Annotated in this window: 1 protein-coding gene; it reads right to left on the bottom strand. The window is 62.9% G+C overall.

Features of this window, described 5'->3' with window-relative positions; genetic code table 11:
* The coding region (locus tag ACFY23_RS31735) for an SDR family NAD(P)-dependent oxidoreductase (protein ID WP_387039140.1) at nt 1-1,291 on the bottom strand (1,291 nt) is incomplete at its 3' end.
* Nucleotides 1,292-1,373 lie beyond the last annotated feature (82 nt).

The raw sequence follows: 1,373 nt of genomic DNA, 5'->3' as shown, positions 1-1,373 counted from the left end.
GGGCGCGGTCGCGTTGTTGGAGGTGGCTGGTCATGCCGGTGGCGTGTTCCCACAGCCCCCACGCGATGGACGTGGCAGGCAGACCAGCCCGCTGCCGAATCACAGCCAGAGCATCCAGACCAGCGTTCGCAGCAGCATAGTTACCCTGCCCCGGATTACCGATCACACCAGCAACCGAGGAAAACAACACAAAAAACGCCAGATCACGATCACGCGTCAACTCATCCAACCACACCGCCGCGTCCAACTTCGGCGCCAACACCGCGTCCAACCGCTGCGGAGTCAACGCCTCAACAGTGCCGTCATCAATGACACCAGCGGCATGCACCACCCCCGTAAGCCGATCAATGCCCCCAACCAACTCCGCCAACGCCGCCCGGTCAGACACGTCACACGCCACCACACGCACATCAGCATCCACACCAACAAGCCGATCAGCCGCACCAGAACGACTGACCAAAACCAACTTCCGCACCCCATGCCGACGCACCAGATGCTCCGCCACCAACACACCAAGCCCACCCGTACCACCGGTAATCAGCACCGTGCCATCCGGATCCAACCGCCGCGGAATCCTCACCACCTGCTTACCAGTGGTCCGACCCGCACCCAGATCCCGCAACACCTCCCGAACCCGCTGCACCGGCACCGCAGTCACCGGCACCGGCGAAAGCACACCCTCACCAAACAACTCCATAAGCCGACGCAGCATCCCCCCAAGCCGCTCCGGCCCCGCCTCAATCATGTCGAACGGAACGTAACGAACCCCCGGAAAATCCTCCGCACCACGAACATCGGTCTTACCCATCTCCAACAACACACCACCACGCCGAAGCAACCCCGCCGACGCATCCACAAACTCACCCGCCAAGCTGTTCAACACCACATCAAACCCACCCGGAAACACATCCACAAACCCCGTCGAACGAGACGACGCCAACCGCTCCCGCGGAACACCCACCAAATCCCACTTCGACTCACTCGCCGTCGCCCACACCTCAGCACCCAACCACCGCGCCAACTGCACCGCCGCCATACCCACCCCACCCGCAGCAGCATGAACCAACACCCGCTGACCCGCCCGAACCCCCGCAAGCTCCACCAACCCCAACCACGCCGTCAACCACACCACCGGCACACCCGCCGCCAACTCCATCGACCAACCATCCGGAACCCTCACCACCAACCGACCATCAACCACCGTCGACGACCCAAAACCACCCGACCACAACCCCAACACCCGATCACCCACCACCACATGCCCCACACCCTCACCAACCTCAACCACCACCCCCGAACCCTCCACACCAACCGACCCACCACCCGGATACACACCAAGACCCACCAACACATCCCGAAAATTCACCCCCGCC

The organism is Micromonospora sp. NPDC000121 (assembly GCF_042899165.1).
Classification (GTDB): Bacteria; Actinomycetota; Actinomycetes; order Mycobacteriales; family Micromonosporaceae; genus Micromonospora.
The sequence above is the reverse complement of the archived record's forward strand: the minus strand, read 5'-3'. Positions and strand labels throughout refer to the sequence as shown.